Source organism: Bacillota bacterium, from assembly GCA_012839765.1.
GTDB lineage: Bacteria > Bacillota > Limnochordia > DUMW01 > DUMW01 > DUMW01.
In genome coordinates, this window is record DUMW01000082.1 from 61535 (window position 1) to 79313 (window position 17779).

Sequence of the window (17779 nt, forward strand, 5' to 3'; positions counted from 1 at the left end):
ATTGGCAGCGTCTACAGGGTTCTTGAGGGACCGGCACCAGTGGTCAATGGTGGGCACTGCTACCGTGGTGGGCTTGTGGGGGCTGTTTTTGGTCTGGCTGTCAGAACCCTTCAACCCATGGTATTTCCTCGCCTATGCCGGTCCGGTCTTTGTAGCCCAGGCGGTATTCACCTACCAAAGGGATCGGATCGATGCCACCCTCTTTGCACCTGCGGTGCTCCTGTCGGGGATGGGCCTTATCATGGTGGCCCGGTTGGCCCCCCAATTGCTGGGGCGGCAGCTATGCGCGTACCTGTTGGGGCTGGTGGGTTTCGGTTGTTTGAGCCTGTTTGGTGCCAAAATGCCCCTGAAGAAAATGGGTCGGCCTTTGGGTTTGTTGGGGGCGGGACTGCTTTTTGTTACCGCCCTGTTTGGTGTACAGGCGGGAGGCAGCCGGGCCTGGTTGCATTTTTCTAGTTTCACTTTTCAGCCTACGGAGCTTTTCAAATTGCTGTTGATCCTCTACCTCGTTGCCCACGTAAGCAAAGAAGGCACACCGGTGGTGTTGCGTGATCGCCGGGGGTTTTTTTCCTACCGAGATCTGTGGGGGCCGCCCTTTGGGCTTTGGTTATGCAGTCTGTTGGCCCTTGGTTTACAGCGGGATCTGGGCGGGGTGTTGTTGATTTCGGGGATCTTTTGGGGCATGCTTTACCTTGTGGACGGCCGGTGGACCACCCTGTTGGCTGGCGGAGCCTTGGGTTTTGTGGGGCTTTTACTAGCCACCTACCTGTTTCCCCATGGGCGGACGCGTCTTGCGGACTGGTTGAGTCTGTGGCGGGGAGAGGGAATCTACCACCAGTTGTTGCAAGGATTTTATGCCGCTGCCGCGGGAGGTTTTACCGGCACGGGCTTAGGATTGGGACAACCCCATTTCATTCCTCGGGTACATACAGATTTCGTGCTCATGGCCCTTTGGGAAGAGTTAGGGTTGTTGGGCGTTGTGGGTTTGCTGGGGACCTATGTGCTGATGCTTACCTACTTGTACAAAAGGGCTCTGCGCGCCCAGCGGGGGCAGGAGCGTCTGCTGTGTGCTGGAGTAGCCCTGATGCTAGGGTTACAGATTCTGTGCATTGTGGGTGGCAATCTGGGGCTGCTGCCCCTGACGGGTATTACCCTGCCTTTTGTCAGCTATGGCGGCAGTTCCCTGGTCGTATTGTGGTGTGCCCTTGGTTTAGTGGCGGCCCACCCAGGGGGGAACCGACGATGGCAGGAACAATCAAGGGTCTGAACAGGCTGGGCAAACTCTTCATTGGCTGCATCTTGATGTTGATCCTGGCCGGGGGGTTCTTCCAAGTGGTCTGGGCGCCCTCCTTGGCCAGATCTGCGGGGAATCCGCGAATCCAGACGCTGCGGGAACAGATCATTCGGGGGGGCATCTTTGATTACCAAGGTCGGGTCTTGGCCCAGGCGGGTGTATCCTCCGGACGTTATACCGGGCCTCGGTCCTTGGGTGCCATCGTGGGCTATGACCATCGGGTCCTGGGACAAAGCGGTCTGGAGCAGGCTTACGATCAGCACCTGTTGGGTTTAACCGGTGCCTCTTTGTATCTGTGCCAGTGGCGGCTGTTCAAGGGGGAGAAGCATTACGGTAATCATTTGCGGCTTACCATTGATGTGGAGTACCAACGGATTGCCGAGGAGGCCCTCGGGGCCCGGCAGGGGGCGGTGGTGATTTTGGACCCTACCAGCGGTGCCCTGCGCGCCTTGGTATCCTATCCCAATTTCGATCCCAATGAGGTTTATGCCCAATGGGCCAGTCTACGGGAGGACCCCGCAGCGCCGCTTCTTCATCGCGCGGTCCAGGGTTTATATCCACCGGGCTCTCTGTTTAAGATGTTGGTCTTGGCCGCGGCTTTGGATACGGGTCTTTACGAGCTGCACGATACCTTCTTGGACCAGACATCCTGGTTGGTGGAAGGCTATTCTCTAAACAACGCCTATTCTACTGAACCGGGGGAAATCAGTCTATTGGAGGCTTTTCGGCGATCGTCTAATGTCGTCTTTGGTCAATTGGCTTTGGACTTGGGTGCTGAACGGCTTTTCGATTACGTAGAGCGCCTTGGTTTTGGTGCACATAAGAAGCTGGGGGTGGCCACCTCGCGGCCAAGGTTGAATAAACCTGCTACCCTGGTGGAATTGGTACAATTTGCCATTGGTCAGGGCAGCCTATTGGTCACTCCTTTAGATATGGCCCTGCTTACGGCCACCATTGCCAACGGCGGCTTGTGTCCCCAACCCTATCTGGTGGAAGCCTTGGTCGATGCTGACGGCGATGAGCATAGGTTGCCGCCGGCCTTGCCTAAGCGGGTGATTAGCAGTTTTGCCGCTTACCAGATGAAGCGGGCCATGTTGGCGGTGGTGGAAGCAGGGACAGGTACCTTAGCCCAGGTTTCAGGCATCGATATCGCGGGAAAAACTGGCAGTGCGGAGAATCCCCATGGAAAGCCCCATGCATGGTTTACTTGCTTTGCCCCAGCGGAAGCACCGCAGATCGTTGTCACTGTGGTGGTGGAGAACGGTGGCTCTGGGGGCCAGGTGGCGGCACCCATTGCCCGGCGGATCCTTTTGGAGATCCTCGGCGAAGGATGAGGAAGACTGAGATTTGTTGTATAATAGTTGCTGTGAGGGGTGGAAGAATTGCTGGGAAGAGTCCTTGCCCAAAGATACGAGATCGAAAGTGAAATCGGCGCCGGCGGAATGGCTATTGTCTACCTTGGCCAGGACCGGTTATTGTGTCGTCCTGTGGCGGTGAAGGTACTGCGGGAGAACTATGCCAAGGACGAGGATTTTGTCCGGCGTTTTCGCCTTGAGGCCCAAGCCGCGGCCAGTCTTTCCCATCCTAATGTGGTGAACATTTATGATGTGGGTGAAGAGGATGGTATCTACTATTTAGTGATGGAGTACTTGGCGGGTACGGATCTGAAGACCCTTATTAAGCAGCGGGGGAAGCTTTCCGTGGGCCAAGGACTCTGGGTTGCCGCTGAGATCGCCAAGGCCTTGGAGCACGCCCATGCCCATAAGATCGTACACCGGGATATCAAACCCCATAATATTGTGCTGACCCGGGACGGTCGGATCAAAGTGACTGATTTCGGTATTGCCCGGGCGGTGAGCAGTTCCACCCTGACCCAGACCGGCTTCGTATTGGGTTCGGTCCATTATTCCTCCCCGGAACAGGTGAGCGGAGGTCAAATCAGCGGCGCGGCGGATCTGTACTCTTTGGGTGTGGTCATGTATGAGATGTTTACCGGTCACTTGCCCTTCGAGGGGGAAACACCGGTGAGTATTGCTTTGAAGCATTTGCGAGAAGAGCCGCCCGCTATCGAATCGTTGCGACCGGATTTGCCCGCGAAAGTGGCCTTGATCGTGAAGAAGGCCATGGCCAAGGATCCGAAGGATCGTTTTGCCAACGCCGGACAGCTGTTACAGGCGATCTGGGAGACGGGACTCATGGCTACTGGTTTTGATAATACCGAAGAGAGTGACGAAGATCTCGAAGATACCAGTTCCCTGGAAACGACTAAGTTGGTGCCGGCAGTGGGCAACGGAGAGCTGCAACCCACAGAGGTGGTTCCGGAGCAAAAGAAGCCGCGGCGTGGGTCTTGGGGGCGCAAGTTCCTGTGGACTTTTCTCATCTTGATTCTCTTTGCCGGCTTGTCCTGGGTAGGCCTATTACAGGCCCGGAAGATGATCTTTCCGCCCGATGTTCCCGTACCCGACGTGCGAGGGATGCCGGTGGAAGAGGCCAGCGAAGTTTTACAGCAGGCGGGTTTGAAGCCCAGTATTGATCAGCGGGTCCACAGTCTGGAAGTGCCTGAAGGATGGGTGATCTCCCAGGATCCCCGGGGCAGCAGGATCGTGAAGAAGCATCGCACCGTGGAGTTGGTGGTCAGCCGTGGCCCCCGCTTGGTGGAAGTGCCCACGGTGGTGGGTTTGTCCCTGCGGGATGCGGCTTTGTTGCTGGATGAACGGGGACTAAAGGTGCGGGTTCTGGAGGAAGAGGCCAGCGACGATGTGGAGGTGGACCAAATCCTTTCCCAGGAACCCATGTCCGGCAGTGTTCCCGAGGGTAGCAGCATTGATGTGGTGATCGCGGTCCGCCACAAGACAACAACGGTGGTGGTACCGGATCTACGCCGCTTGTCTTTGGATCAAGCGGAGCAGGAGTTGCTCCAACGGGGATTGGCCATGGGGAATCGTTTCCCTGATTTTTCCGATGATGTGCCCGAGGGGCTAATTATTGATCAAAATCCCCGACCCGAAGCGGAAGTCCCCCAAGGTACCACCGTGGATGTGGTATATAGCCATGGGCCGCGGATGCGACCCGAGACCAAGGCGGAAATTCCTGATACCGTTGAACCTCCGCCGGCTTCGAAGGAAGAGGCAGAGTCCGAACCAGAAGAACCACCAACGGCACCGGTCGAGCCCACCCCCGATGGTCTAAAACGGGCTACAATCACTATCCGGGTACCCGATGGTCCGCCCCAGGAAGTCCTGGTTTTGGTGGTGGACGATACCAAGGTAGGTATCCGGCAGGTGATGCAAGAGTTGGTGGACGGTGGCGAGACCATTGTGCGGGAGGCAGTGGGCTATGGTCCTGAGGTACGGGTGCAGGTTTACGTGGGTGGTTGGTTGATCTTAGAGGAATATCTCAGATAGGAGAATCAGGTATGGAGAGCATGGGAGGCTGAGGATGCAACCGGGGATTGTAATTAGGACAGTAGGCGGGTTTTGCGACGTGCAGACCGAGACGGGCGAGGTGCTCCGTTGCCTTGTCCCGGGAAAGATCAAACGGGAACACCAGCGAGTCTTGGTGGGTGATCGGGTGTATGTCCGTGCCACCACCCCCACCGAGGTAGTTGTGGAGCAGGTGTTGCCCCGGACCCGGGAACTTGTCCGTCCGCCGGTGGCCAACGCCGATGTCTTGGTGGTGGTCAATTCTGTGGCCTATCCGGCGGTGAATTTGGTGTTGCTGGACCGTCTTCTGTTGGCTGCCCATCAGCAGGATCTGGAATGTATTATCTGTTGGAATAAGGTGGACCTGGCCGAGGAGTCCCCCCAACTGGCCCAGTATATCGAAGCCTATGCCCGGGAGGGGTACAAGTGTGTGCGGACCAGTGCCGTGAGGGGGGACGGGATTGACGAGTTGACAGCGTTGCTTTCCGGGTCCATCGCCGTATTGGCGGGAGATTCAGGGGTGGGCAAGTCAGCATTGTTTAATCGCCTTTTGGGAGAGCGGATCCAGGAAGAGGGTGATGTGAGCCACCGCTTGCGGCGGGGACGCCACACCACCCGGGAGGTTGTCTTGTATCCCTTGCCAAAGGGTGGTTTCATCGCCGATACCCCAGGTTTTACCCGGATCTCCCTTTCCGGGATCGAGCCTGTGGAGCTGGATAGCTTTTTCTTCAGCCGTTATCTTTCCAACTGCTATTACGCCGATTGTCGTCACCGGGACGAACCGGATTGTGCCATCAAAGAGGCGGTGGCCCAGGGGGAAATTCCCGCGTGGCGTTATGACCAGTATTTGACCTTCCTGGAGGAATTGGAAGTGATCATGGATGAACAATGGAAATGAGGTAGTGAGGATTGTTTAAAATAGCACCTTCAATCCTTAGTGCTGATTTCGCCCGTTTGGCCGAAGAAGTGGCGAAAGTGGACAATGCGGATCTAATCCATGTGGATATCATGGACGGGTCCTTTGTGCCGAACTTGACCTTCGGTCCCCCGGTGGTTAAGGCTTTACGGAAAGTGACCCCGCTGGATTTGGATTGCCATCTGATGGTGAATAACTGCGATGTGTTGCTGGAACCTTTGGCCGAGGCGGGGGCCAATTTTGTCACCGTCCATGTGGAGGCCTGTGTCCATCTGCACCGGACCTTGATGCGTATTAAGGAATTAGGGATGGGGTGTGGTGTGGCGTTAAATCCATCAACCCCGCTGACCAGCATCGAATGGGTCTTGGATATGTTGGATCTGGTGTTAATTATGACTGTAAATCCCGGCTTTGGCGGCCAGGAATTCATCCCCCAGTGCTTGGATAAGGTAGCCCGGCTACGGGAGGAGCTCACCCGACGGGGTCTTACCACCCACATCTCGGTGGATGGGGGAATTAGCCTGGAGACGGCACCGCCGGTGTACAAAGCCGGTGCGGATATTTTCGTGGTGGGCTCTTACGTCTATGGTACTCAAGATCCTGCTGCGGCGGTGGAAGAACTACGGTCCACGTTGGATAAGATGGGTAAATAAATACTGGATTTATCCCATGGATTTTTTGAGAATTGGAGCAAGCATCAAAAAAACGTCCCGAAGGGGACGTTTTTTACTGCTAATTTGGTGCAGTGACGATTAACAAGTGGTTCAGTAATTGCTTACGAAAATCAAGGTAGGGTATAATAGCCTCGGACGCAAACCCATCGATTGAACAGTGGACAGCCGTCCTGGAGGGAGGTGGAAGAGATTTAAGGGGGAACGGGGCCAAGCGGCAGCGGAGTTTGCCCTCTTGGCTGCTGTGCTGGCGCTGGCATTGCTCCTGGTCAATCAGCAGTTTACCCAAGCCCTTGATCGTTACTTCCAAAAACTGTATCTTCTGCTCCAGCTTACGTAAGTGGCGTATTGGGCGGTGAAAAAGGGAGGTGAAGAGGAACATCTGTAGCGGAAAGTAAGGAGGTGTGGAATGAAGCCTGTAAAGAAGCTGTTAAGGGACGAAACAGGGCAAAGCATGGCAGAGTACGGTTTACTCACCGCGCTGATTGCGGTGGTGACCATCGCTGCTGTGCGGGCGATTGGTAGCAGCATCAGTGCCAAGTTCAACGAACTGGCGCAGGAAATCGCAGGTACACCATAACAAACTAACAGACTCCCAGTGGGAGTGAGGAGGCTTTCCGGCATCAAAGAGAAATGAGGAATATGGCCAGGGCTGGTAAACCCTGGCCGTCCTCGTTCGCGTTGGAGGGTCCCAAAGATGGTGAATATTGCTTTGGTTTGCGGGCTGCTGGTCTGTAGCTACACCGATTACCGGTACAACCGGATCTATAACTGGGTTACCCTGCCGTTGATTGGCTTCGGTCTTCTGGTGAACGGAATCTATGGCCGTTGGCCGGGTTTTCTGTCTTCCCTTTACGGATGTATTGCCGCCTCCTTGCCTTTATATCTGGCCTTTTTGATGGGGGGCATGGGCGGCGGAGACGTAAAACTGATGGGGGCCGTCGGTGCCCTCAAGGGAGTGGAGTTTGCTGTTCTTGCCATGGTTCTGTCCGCAGGGATCGGCGGGTTGTGGGCTTTGCTACTGTTAGTCCGCCACCGGAAACTAATTTCCTTTCTTCAATGGTTACTTAGCGGCCGGCAGTATCGTGGAACTTGCCTTACCCTACCCTACGGAATTGCCATCAGCGGCGGAACGTTGCTGGCTTTGGGGATATCTTTGCTGCCGCGGGGGTGATGGATTTTGCTGCGGGATGAAGCGGGTCAAGTGCTATTGGAGACGGCCATCGTCCTCCCAGTGTTGCTTTTGGTAGTCCTTGGCCTGATTTACCTCTGTGTGCTCTTTAATGACGGTTTGGTTCATCGGTACCTGACTTTCAAGGCGGTGCGGGAAGCCGCGGTAAGCGGTGGTGATCCATTCTATGCCCAGAGCCTGTATACGGCTCTGCACCTTTTGGTGTTCCGTGGTGGAGGTATCCTGGATGTCTCGGTGGAGAACGGCCAGGTCACCGGACACGGTACCCTCGCCCGTTATGTAAACTTCCCTCGCTTTTTGCGGTGGATGCCCGGCGTGCTGTATCAGACGAAATACCGGTTTTCTTGTAGTCCTAAAGACAACTAGGTGCTTCTGGAAGTCGGTTTGATTCCAAAGGAGGTTCGTCATGAAGAAACGGAAACCCAGACTATGGAGTTTAGGGTTGTTCCGCCAGGAACAGGGGCAAGCGGGGATCCTGATGGCCCTGGTGTTGTGTGTAGTGGTGATGTGTGCCGCGGCGGTCATTCATACGGGGGAGCTGACTTTGGCACGGATGCAGGCCCAGATCGCCGCGGATGCCGGTGCCCACACGGCCGCGGCGGTCTTGGCCGACGGGTTGAATACGGTGGCCATCGCAAACGTTATCCTGGTAGGGGGTACTTTGATGGTTCCCATCACTGAGGGGCTAAGCGCCGCCTTGACCCGGGGGGCCCATGTGGCCCAGGAAGTGGCGGTGACCACCACTCCGGCCCTGAGCGTGGCCCTGGGGGAAGCTGCCGCCCTAATCAGTGGGGCAGACTTGGCCCTTCCGACGCTACTGCCGGAAATGAACCTGCAAAAGGCTCCCCTCGGTTATCTGGATGTGTCGCTGCAGGAAGGGGAGAACAAACGTTACGTGGGGTTCATGGCTTCCAAGAACCCCCGGGATTTAGCCACGAAGCTGGGGGGCCGTTTTGTTGCCCAATGGCAAGGGGCACCGATGCTTGCCCACGGGAAAGGTGTGGTGATCTGGGAGGGCATGGATCTCGACCTGATTAAGTCCTTCATTCCCGGGTATCAGGCTGCCCTCGCACCCAATCTGTATTAGAAAGTGGGGTGCCCCGATGGACCGTCAACAGGGACAAGCCCTCATCGAAGCGGCGGTGCTGCTGCCGCTTTTGGTGGGGCTCCTTCTTGCCACGGCCCAAATCGGCCTGATTTACCATACCAAGCAGATTATGTACATGGCGGCCCACCATGGGGCTTTGGTGGCCGCTACCGGTGGGGACGGGGTCTTTGAAGCCCGGGATCTCCTGTTGGAAAACGGCATTGCCCCCAGTCGCATCGGGGAGATCACCGTGGAACGGGACGGTAACCTGGTGACTTTATCGGTGGAGTGCCTCGTACCGGCTCTGTTTAACCTGGAACCCTTTCGCCAAAGAGAGCACACCCTGACGGCCAGGGTGACCATGGGTCAGCAGTTGATTCCCCGGATACCCGGGGAGAATTAACGGCAAATCCAATGGAGGAGTGTGAGAGGATTGCGTGTTATTGGGTTTTGTTTGGTGTTGGCCCTGTTGGTTTTGGGTCCTGCCCAAGCTGCCGGCGGCCAATCCTTCTTTTATGGCGACGGCACAAAAAGTGTCTGTCTGCTCACGGGAACTCTCGATTCCCCCCAAGCCCTAAGGGGCCTTATGGCTTGGTCTTCCCAGGCCCTTGACTTAGACCAGCTAAGGCTGCTGGGCCGGCCCCATCGGGATGGCCTCGAGTTTGCTTTGGTGGCGCAGACTTCGGCGCCAGCAGAGGTGATCCTCGAGGTACCGACACCTATGAATAGTCAGCTTATCGCTTTTTTGCGGGCGGCGGAGCACGAGGAAATGGTGGATACCTTTGTCTACACAGTGCCCATGGCTCCAGCCCAGGTGAGAGGGTTTTACCAGCAGGCTTTGGGTAACGGTGGCTGGTGGCCCCTTCACCACCAGCGTTATTACGAAGGAGGAACTTCCCTGCAGGTGCTGTCCTTCTTTCGCCCGTCCCAGGGGATCTTTATTCTCATCGACGAGGGAGTCGACCCGGTCACTTACGTCCAGGTGTTGTACTACCGGCATATTGCCGGCACTTCGGAACCAGTGGATACAGGGGTGATGAGCTATGCCCCATAGACACCGCATTCTTCTTTCCCTCCTGTTGGCCATTTTAGCCACCTTGTTTGCGCTTCATCATCTCCATGCCCTGGAGGAAAGGGTGGTCAGCACCGAGACCGGCCAAGTGATTGTGGCGGCTAGGTCAATTTCGAAGGGGACGCAGCTTACGGCGGATATGCTGGCCTCCATATCCATGGCCGAGGAGCACATTCCCGCCAATGCAATTACTGAAGTGTCCCAGGTCCTGGGCCGGACCACCTTGACAGATCTCGCTACTGGCAGCCTTTTGCTTTGGGAGCATATCAACACAGGGAAAACGCTGGCCCAAAGGTTGCCCAGTGCCACGTATGCCCTCACTTTGGCGGTGGATGAGCGGAGCTCCCAAGCTGGGCTATTGCGGCCGGGTGATTACGTGGATGTGATCGGTGTGGTTACGGGTAATAGCTTGCCGGGTCCCACAAGTATTCGGGTGCTCCAGAAGGTACCGGTGATGGCCGTACAGGGCTCCCTGGATCCGGGAGCCACGTCCGTCACTTCTGGACGGACCACCGTCACCCTGGGGGTGTCTCCCGAAGAGGCACAGCTTTTGGCCCTCTTCGAAGACTACAGTAGTCTGCGTTTAGTCCTTTGTTCCCAACTGGGGCCCGACGACGAAACGTCCACAGACCCCGTGGAGTTGAGGGAAGTCTTGGCCCGTTGGGGCCTTTCCTTTGAGAAGGAAGCGGGTTCTTTGGGGACGGAATGGACCAACCTACTTCAGGGGATCGGTTGGCCCCGGGAAAGCAGTCTGGAGTCTAATCTTTCCACTGGTCTGCAAGGGGAGATTATTCGAGGAACAGAGGTCCAGATTCGGAACCTCAATTAGCAAGGAGGGGATAGCCAGATGCGAAAACTTGCAAAGATCTGCATGGTTGTTCTTTTCTGTCTGACACTGGCAAGTCTTTGTCTTGCCGAAGCTAGCGAAGTGATTTCAGTACCGGTGGACAGTTCGGTGGTGATCTCGGGAAACATGCTCAGCAGGGTGGCCGTGGGCAATCCCCGGGTGGCCGATGTGCAACTGATCAGTGCTACCCAATTCTTGGTGAATGGGAAAAGTGCCGGTAGGACCAATATCCTGGTCTGGGATGGGGAAGACATCCTGGAGTATACAGTGGAGGTAACCGATGGATCAGAGCCGCCGCCGGATCACTGGTTCGATGAAGTAAGTAGCCAGTTACACCGGTGGGGGATTGACCTGCGCCAGGTGGGCCCGGTGGCGGTTTTGGAAGGGGAGACCACAACCACAGCCCAGCGGGAGGCCGCGGAGTTGCTTACCAGGCAGCTTTTTACCGACGTGGCCAATCTCATTCAGTTGTCGGAACCTGAACCGGAGATTCCTGATGATACCAGTCAGATTCAGCTCCTTACGTATATTGTTGAACTCAACGAAGGGACTTTGCGTACCCTCGGGGTCGATTGGCAGCGGACCATCACCGCTGACCAATTCGGACTGCTGAATGTGGGAACGGTGGCCCAGCTTAGTGCATTGATTAATAGGATCGAGCTTTTGGAACAGACTGGGGAGGCTCGGGTGCTCGCGAACCCCATGTTGTTGGTTACCAGTGGTAAACCCGCTCGGTTTCTGGCCGGTGGTCAGGTGCCCATCCCCTTGGAAAACCGCGAAAGTATACAGATCCAGTGGCGGGACTATGGTGTTTCCTTGGAGGTTACGGCCACCATGGAAAAGGACGCCATCGTCATTGCCATTGCACCGGAGGTTAGCTCCCTCGATTGGGAGAACGGAGTGCACACCACCCAAGGGGTGATTCCAGCTCTACGGACCCGACGCTTGTATACGGAGGTTCGGATGCTGCCCCAGGAGACCTTGGTATTGGGAGGCTTGTACATCCAGGAGGAGATCAAACGCGCGGACAAGATCCCCCTTTTAGGGAGTCTGCCCATTTTCGGTTCACTCTTCAGGACATCCTCGGTGGAAAAGAAGAGGACCGAACTGATGATTCTGCTTTCCGCCTTTCCCAAAGGCAAGGGGTGGGAGGAGGGAGGAGAATCTTGAACAAGGCTCTGGTTGTGGGAGTGGTGGGTGTGAAGGGCGGCGTCGGTTGTACCTTCCTTGCTGCCCGTTTGGCCCAGGTCTATGCCTTGGCGGGGAAAAACACAGTGCTCTGTGATCTCAATTGGCGGTCCGGCGGTGACATCCACCTTTTCTTGGACACTCCGATCCAGTCTTCCCTGGAGGAATGGCTGAAGGAACGGCACCGGGGGGACAAGCCCAACATTGAACCCTACTTGGAGCTTCATGAAAGCGGTCTACAGGTGCTTGCAGCCCCCATTGGTGGCACCAAGTGGGGCTATGGGGCCGATGTGGCGGAACTGGTCAGGCAGTTGACTTCCTTTGCCGATGTGGTGGTTTTGGATTGTGGCAGCAACTTGAATGAGCTGACCAGCGCCGCGTTGGACAGTACTCAGGTGACTTTGCTGGTCACCACCGGCGATGTGCTGGCGCTGCACCACCTTGTTACCTGGCGGAAACGGTTGCAGCAGTTGCAGTATCTATGGGAGCAATTCCACATTGTCCTGAACAGATTCTTCCCTGGGGAGGTTCCCCTAGGCCGGATCAAGGAATTGACCGGTGGTGATGTCTTTGGCTTGATTCCACCGGAGGAGCCGTGGATGGTCCTGCACGAAATGGCAGACAGACTGTGGCAGATGGTCCACGATGGAAAACTGCTGGGGGGCCAGCCACCGTCACCTTCGTCCCTTGGACGTTTGTGGAAGAAGATTAGACGACCGAAAAGGGGTCGTCGTGCCGAAGAGCTGACTGGGCACCGGCTGGATAAGCAGGGCCTGCGGCAGATCAAATTGGAAGTGCACCAGCAGTTGATGGAACGAATCGATGTCCGCAAACTGGATTTGACCCTGGATCAGGACGCGAATCTTCGCCGACAGGTGGAAACTCATATCGCGGACATTCTCTCAGGCTACAACGAACTGAAGGCGATGCGAAACCTACGCCTTACCCTGGTGAAAGAGATCGCCGACGAAGTGCTGGGGTTGGGACATCTGGAGGAATTCTTGCAGGATCCGGAGATCACAGAGATCATGGTCAACGGAGCGGATCGGGTTTACGTGGAAAGAGGGGGTAGGATCCAGCTTACGGATCGTACCTTCATCAATGATGCCCAGGTGTTGCAGATCCTGGAACGGATCCTGGCTCCCCTGGGGCGCCGGATCGACGAAAGCTCGCCCATGGTGGATGCTCGCCTGCCCGATGGTTCCCGAGTAAATGCGGTGATTCCTCCCTTGGCGGTGGACTATCCTACAGTCACTATCCGCAAGTTTGCGGTGGTCCCCTTTACCCTGGAGGATCTGATTGATAGGGGAATGCTGGATCGACAAACGGGCCAATTGCTCGCTAAGGCGGTAGCGGACCGAAAGAACATTGTCATCTCCGGAGGGACCGGCTCGGGAAAGACCACCTTGCTCAATGTTCTTTCGGATTTTATCGGGAAAGATGAGCGGATTATCACCATCGAGGATGCGGCGGAATTGAGACTGAAACAAAACCACGTGATTCGTCTAGAGGCTCGGCCGCCCAACATTGAGGGCAAAGGGGAGGTTACCATCCGGGATCTAGTGCGCAATGCCCTGCGGATGCGTCCCGATCGGATCATTGTGGGGGAGGTGCGGGGCGGTGAGGCCTTGGATATGCTCCAGGCGATGAATACCGGTCACAAGGGATCCTTGAGCACCATCCACGCCAACTCCCCCAAGGACGCCATCGCTCGGTTGGAAACCATGGTCCTCATGGCCAACGTGGATTTACCCTTGCGGGCCATCCGCAGTCAGATTGCCTCCGCCATAGACTTGATCGTCCATACGGGGCGTATGCCCGACGGTTCCCGCCGGGTTTTGAGCGTAGGGAGGATTGCGGGGATCCAAGAGGGGGAGATTTGCATCGAGGAAGTTGGGGTAACCCAAACCGTTGGGGCGCAGTCCAATCGGGAGATGGGAAGATGATCTGGATTATGTCCGGGCTGGTCTTCATCGTCGTCTTCTTTTCGGCCTTCATGGGGTCGTCCCTGGTGGCCGTGGTTTGGCGTTGGGTAAATGGGTCCAAGACCAATTGGTTCTACGTTGGCCTGGGAGGACTGTTGCTCTTTACGGCTTTGGTTGCGGGTCCTGGGTTGGCGCTGGTTTTGGGTTGTGGAGCTGTGGTGGGTAGCAAGGGATACGCCGCCCATGCCCACCGGCGACGTCAGCGGGCCATGGAAAACCAATTGGCCGACGCCCTGCTGCTTCTGGCCAATGGCCTTAAGGCGGGATTCAGCCTCCGCCAGGCCTTGGATATGATGGGGCGGGAGATCGCGGATCCCTTGGGGGCGGAGATCCGGGTCTTGGCCCATGAATTGGAACTGGGAGTGGAGTTGCCTAAGGCTATGCGCCGCTTTTCTGCCGCAGTGGGGGGACCCGATGTGGAGCTGGCGGTGACCGCCATCTTGGTGCAGCAGGTGACAGGAGGCAACTTGGCTTTGGCCTTAGAACGGATCGCAGAAACTATCAATGAACGGAAACGTTTAATCGGCAAAGTGCGGGCCATGACCAGCCAAGGTCGCCTCACGGGGCTCATTATCTCCCTTATGCCCATTGTCCTGTTAGTATTTCTTATGGTGGCTGCCCCCGAATTTGTGGCCCCCCTGCTACTTACCAGTCCGGGTCGGCTGTTGTTGGTGGTGGGGGCCATCATGCAAGGGATCGGGGCCCTTTTGGTCTGGAAGATCTGTGCTGTGGAATTCTAGAATCAGGCTGGGATGAAAAGGAGGGTTACGGCGATTTTTGTCGCGGTTTCCATGGTTTTTCTGGTAGGTAGTTTCTTTGGTTTAGCTGTCTTTTTTCTGATAGCAAGTTTGCTCCCCGAAGAGCCACGGACTCGCAGGCTCTTGGCCCTGCAGCGGGGGTCCTTAGACAGGTCCAGAAAAGCAAAAGGTGCTCTATTCTTGCGGGAGTTCTTGGGAAGATTGGGCCGGATTAGTCGGCCCTTTTTGCCCCCGGGTTACCTTAAGGAGTGTCAGGAACTGTTGAACATGGCCGGGGGCTTTCTAGATTTGGAGCAATACTTAGGCCTGGGGCTTTTGCTGATCCTTTTGCTGGTAGGTGTTGCCTTAGCAGTCACCACCAATGTCCTGGTGGTTCTTTGCACACTGCTGGCCACCTGGTTGGGATTGCGACTGTGGCTGCGGATGCGGGCTCGTCGCCGCCGATATGAGATTTCCAGGAGTCTGCCCTTTGCTCTGGATTTGCTGACCATCTGTGGTGAGGCGGGCCTTGGCTTCGACAGTGCCCTGTCCCGGTACATCGAAAGCAGTCATGCCGGACCCTTACGAGACGAGTTCATCGTCCTCTTGCAGGATATGCGGTCGGGGAAGTCCCGCTACCAAGCCTTGAAGGACTTTGCAGCCCGGTTAAAAAGTCCCGAAATAGATTCCTTTTGCTTGACCATGATGCAGGCGGACCGGTTAGGTACTAGCATCGGTACGGTGATGAGGATGCTGGCGGACCAAACGAGGATTCGTCGTATTCAGCAGGTGGAGGGATTAGCCATGCGAGCGCCGGTGAAAATGCTATTTCCCCTGCTGTTTTTCATTTTCCCTGCGATTTTCATCATATTTTTCGGTCCAATCTTGATAAACGGCTTTTTGATTGGCTGAAATCGGAAGGTATTTTAGTAGAAATGTGGAACTTATTATTAAGTCCATGGTCCTCCGTAACATCACACGACCTTGAACACCCGGGGACTGTGGGCCCGACAGGGAGGTCGAAAGAGTCGGTTGTTTTTGCATGTTGTGGATTGTGTGGGTGTGGAAATGGGCTATGCGGTAGTTTTGACCAGTGGTTCGGTGACGGATCCGGAGTTTTACCAACAACTTTTAGAAGGGGCGGAATATATCATAGCTGCCGACGGAGGAGCGACCATCGCTACGAGGTTGGGCTTTCGCCCCACGGTATTGATTGGTGATTTCGATTCCCTGGCGAAGGATGAATTGGAGCGATTGCGTGCTCAGGGTGTGGAGATTATTCGCCATCCGGTGGAGAAGGACAAAACCGATAGCCACCTGGCTGTGGAGTACGCCCTTGGGTTGCCCCCGGCAAAGATCATCCTGCTGGGGCCGCTGCAGGGACGTCTGGATCATGTGTTGGCCAACGTGGGATTGTTATTTACCATCCGCCAAGCTGGGAAGAAGGGATATCTGATGGATGAGATCCAGTGTTGTCAGTTGGCGGAGAGAAAGTGCGTCATCCAGGGTCGGCCCGGACAGCTTCTTTCGTTGGTGCCGCTGTCTCCGCTGGTCACCGGGGTGTCCACTAAGGGATTGGGCTATCCCCTGCAGAATGCTTCATTGCATCAGGGAGAAACCCTTGGTATTAGCAACTTCTTTGTAGAAGCTGAGGCTGAGGTGACGGTAGGTAGTGGCGACTTATTGATTGTGCAGAATTTACGGGATGACAATTAGAGTCAAAGGTATAGCTTTGACAGGATCGATTAGAGTTATTAATACATGGAAGGGGGAAGGGAAGTGCCAAAACAGTGTAAGGACTGCGGTGCAGAAAACGCAAACTGGGAAACCACATGCAAGAATTGTGGTGCAGAGTTTCCTCCACTGTTGAAGCAGGTAGAGCCGGAGAAGAAGAAAAAGGGATTTCTTGGTAAGTTGTTTGGCAAGAAGGAAGACTAACACTGAGTCTGTGCCTGAGCAAATCCGTGATAGGCAAGCAGGAGCGTTTCGTCCCACCTGGGATGAAACGCTTTGCCTTTATTCCGGGGAAATGTGCGGTATAGATTCATGTCTTGCACGATAGGGGAATGAACTTGGGGAAGGTGAGGCGATGATTTTTCGGGACCCGGTCCATGGGGATATCTACCTTAACCACGAAGAAATCCAGGTGTTAGACACTGCTGTCATGCAGCGTTTGCGACGCATCAAACAGCTGGGCATGGCCTATTTGGTCTACCCTGGGTGTATGCACACTCGCTTCGAACACTGCTTGGGGACCTTGGCCATGGCCCAAAGGATCTTGGATGCCCTCGGCAGGAATGGTGCTGTCATCGCCCCAGAGGAGATAAGACTGGTCCGGATGGCTGCCCTCGTCCATGATGTTTCCCACATTCCCTTCGGCCATACCTTTGAGGATGAGCGCCCCATTTTTCCCCGGCACGATTCCAAAGGCCGGCTGGTGCCCTTCTTGCAGACAGGGGAGCTGGGAGAACTGCTGGCGAAGCTTGGCTTGCTCGAGGATGTGTTGGCCATCTTGCTCAGGGAAACCACCCATTTTGCCCCATGGTTAGGGGAGGTCGTTTCCAGTACCCTAGATGCGGACCTATTGGATTACCTCCGGCGCGACGCGTACTATTCGGGGCTTTCCCAGACCTATGATCAGCGGATTATGGATCATTTTATCGTCTGCCAGGGGCATCTGGCCATCAATATGGAAAAGCACGGGATGGATCGCCCGGATATCCGTACGGAAATCCTGCATCTGTTACGGATGCGCTACGTGCTAACTGAACGGTTGTACTATCACCACACCAAAGTGGTGGCCGGAGCTATGCTTTCTAAGGCTTTGGAAATGGCAGAGGTGCCGGTGGAAGATTTGTATCATCTTGGTGATTGGCAGCTTTTCGATTACTTGAAGCAGCGGGGTGGTGCCCGACGGATGCCAGGGGTGGTCAGGCTTATTGAAAGGTTGACCCGGCGGGATCTTTTGAAGCGGGCCTATGTGATATCCCGGGCCACCGCGGCACCGGTTCAAGAGCAACTGATCGGCCAGTACGCGGCACCGACGGGGAGCCGGCGGACTACCGAAAGGGAGATTGCCCAAGCGGTGGGTTTGGAGGAGGATGAGGTGATCATCTACTGCCCACCCCGTACCTTGTTGCAGGAGACGGCGGTGTTGGTCAATTCCGCCGCTGGACTGAGACCTTTGAATCAGCGGGGTTTTGTGGAATCGGAGGAGATCTCTTTGTTGGAACGACAGTATGAAAACCTATGGCGTTTTTACGTCTTCGCTCCAGCGGAGCATCGACATCGGGTACACAAGATCTGTGAATCCCTTTTCAGCCTTCCCAGTGAGTATCATTTTCGTTAGTCTGTTGGAGATTGCCAGC

The 17779-nt window shown here is 55.7% G+C and carries 20 protein-coding genes; all 20 read left to right on the plus strand.

The window, feature by feature from the left end:
* Position 1 precedes the first annotated feature (1 nt).
* The 20 genes from GXX57_08330 to GXX57_08425 all read left to right on the plus strand — a co-directional run bounded on the left by GXX57_08330 (position 2) and on the right by GXX57_08425 (position 17760).
* Positions 2–1267 (plus strand): FtsW/RodA/SpoVE family cell cycle protein, encoded by a 1266-nt coding sequence (locus GXX57_08330; protein ID HHV44652.1) that lies wholly within the window; start codon positions 2–4, stop codon positions 1265–1267.
* Complete coding sequence (locus GXX57_08335; GenBank protein ID HHV44653.1) at positions 1243–2628, plus strand: hypothetical protein; 1386 nt, start codon at positions 1243–1245, stop codon at positions 2626–2628. The genes GXX57_08330 and GXX57_08335 overlap by 25 nt, the downstream gene beginning before the upstream one ends.
* Before the next feature lie 48 nt (positions 2629–2676).
* Entirely contained in the window at positions 2677–4698 is a 2022-nt protein-coding gene (pknB, locus tag GXX57_08340) for a Stk1 family PASTA domain-containing Ser/Thr kinase (protein HHV44654.1), read from the plus strand.
* A 34-nt stretch (positions 4699–4732) separates the two neighbouring features.
* The gene (gene rsgA, locus GXX57_08345; protein ID HHV44655.1) at positions 4733–5614 is read left to right on the plus strand and encodes a ribosome small subunit-dependent GTPase A; all 882 of its coding nucleotides are present in this window, start codon (positions 4733–4735) and stop codon (positions 5612–5614) included.
* Positions 5615–5625: 11 nt separating this feature from the next.
* A complete protein-coding gene (locus tag GXX57_08350; protein HHV44656.1) occupies positions 5626–6285 on the plus strand; it encodes a ribulose-phosphate 3-epimerase in 660 nt (219 codons plus the stop codon).
* 178 nt (positions 6286–6463) lie between these two features.
* Entirely contained in the window at positions 6464–6643 is a 180-nt protein-coding gene (locus GXX57_08355) for a hypothetical protein (GenBank protein ID HHV44657.1), read from the plus strand.
* 69 nt (positions 6644–6712) lie between these two features.
* Positions 6713–6883 carry a Flp family type IVb pilin gene (locus GXX57_08360; protein HHV44658.1) on the plus strand — a complete coding sequence of 57 codons (171 nt, stop codon included), beginning with the start codon at positions 6713–6715 and terminating at the stop codon, positions 6881–6883.
* Between the two features lie 117 nt (positions 6884–7000).
* Positions 7001–7477 carry a prepilin peptidase gene (locus GXX57_08365; GenBank protein ID HHV44659.1) on the plus strand — a complete coding sequence of 159 codons (477 nt, stop codon included), beginning with the start codon at positions 7001–7003 and terminating at the stop codon, positions 7475–7477.
* Between the two features lie 6 nt (positions 7478–7483).
* A complete protein-coding gene (locus tag GXX57_08370; GenBank protein HHV44660.1) occupies positions 7484–7861 on the plus strand; it encodes a hypothetical protein in 378 nt (125 codons plus the stop codon).
* Between the two features lie 40 nt (positions 7862–7901).
* Positions 7902–8582, plus strand: a complete 681-nt coding sequence (locus tag GXX57_08375) for a hypothetical protein (GenBank protein ID HHV44661.1) — start codon at positions 7902–7904, stop codon at positions 8580–8582.
* A 16-nt stretch (positions 8583–8598) separates the two neighbouring features.
* A complete protein-coding gene (locus GXX57_08380) occupies positions 8599–8985 on the plus strand; it encodes a hypothetical protein (GenBank protein HHV44662.1) in 387 nt (128 codons plus the stop codon).
* A gap of 30 nt (positions 8986–9015) precedes the next feature.
* Positions 9016–9636, plus strand: a complete 621-nt coding sequence (locus GXX57_08385) for a hypothetical protein (protein ID HHV44663.1) — start codon at positions 9016–9018, stop codon at positions 9634–9636.
* Positions 9626–10483, plus strand: a complete 858-nt coding sequence (gene cpaB / locus GXX57_08390; GenBank protein HHV44664.1) for a Flp pilus assembly protein CpaB — start codon at positions 9626–9628, stop codon at positions 10481–10483. Before GXX57_08385 ends, cpaB begins: the two co-directional genes overlap by 11 nt.
* Positions 10484–10501: 18 nt before the next feature.
* Complete coding sequence (locus GXX57_08395; protein HHV44665.1) at positions 10502–11671, plus strand: hypothetical protein; 1170 nt, start codon at positions 10502–10504, stop codon at positions 11669–11671.
* A gap of 827 nt (positions 11672–12498) precedes the next feature.
* The gene (locus GXX57_08400; protein ID HHV44666.1) at positions 12499–13635 is read left to right on the plus strand and encodes a CpaF family protein; all 1137 of its coding nucleotides are present in this window, start codon (positions 12499–12501) and stop codon (positions 13633–13635) included.
* A complete protein-coding gene (locus GXX57_08405) occupies positions 13632–14414 on the plus strand; it encodes a hypothetical protein (GenBank protein HHV44667.1) in 783 nt (260 codons plus the stop codon). Before GXX57_08400 ends, GXX57_08405 begins: the two co-directional genes overlap by 4 nt.
* Before the next feature lie 198 nt (positions 14415–14612).
* Positions 14613–15323, plus strand: coding sequence for a type II secretion system F family protein (locus GXX57_08410; protein ID HHV44668.1), 711 nt, complete (start codon positions 14613–14615; stop codon positions 15321–15323).
* Positions 15324–15443: 120 nt separating this feature from the next.
* Positions 15444–16127 carry a thiamine diphosphokinase gene (locus GXX57_08415; GenBank protein HHV44669.1) on the plus strand — a complete coding sequence of 228 codons (684 nt, stop codon included), beginning with the start codon at positions 15444–15446 and terminating at the stop codon, positions 16125–16127.
* A 63-nt stretch (positions 16128–16190) separates the two neighbouring features.
* Complete coding sequence (locus GXX57_08420; protein HHV44670.1) at positions 16191–16349, plus strand: hypothetical protein; 159 nt, start codon at positions 16191–16193, stop codon at positions 16347–16349.
* Positions 16350–16500: 151 nt separating this feature from the next.
* Entirely contained in the window at positions 16501–17760 is a 1260-nt protein-coding gene (locus GXX57_08425; GenBank protein HHV44671.1) for an HD domain-containing protein, read from the plus strand.
* Positions 17761–17779: the final 19 nt, after the last annotated feature.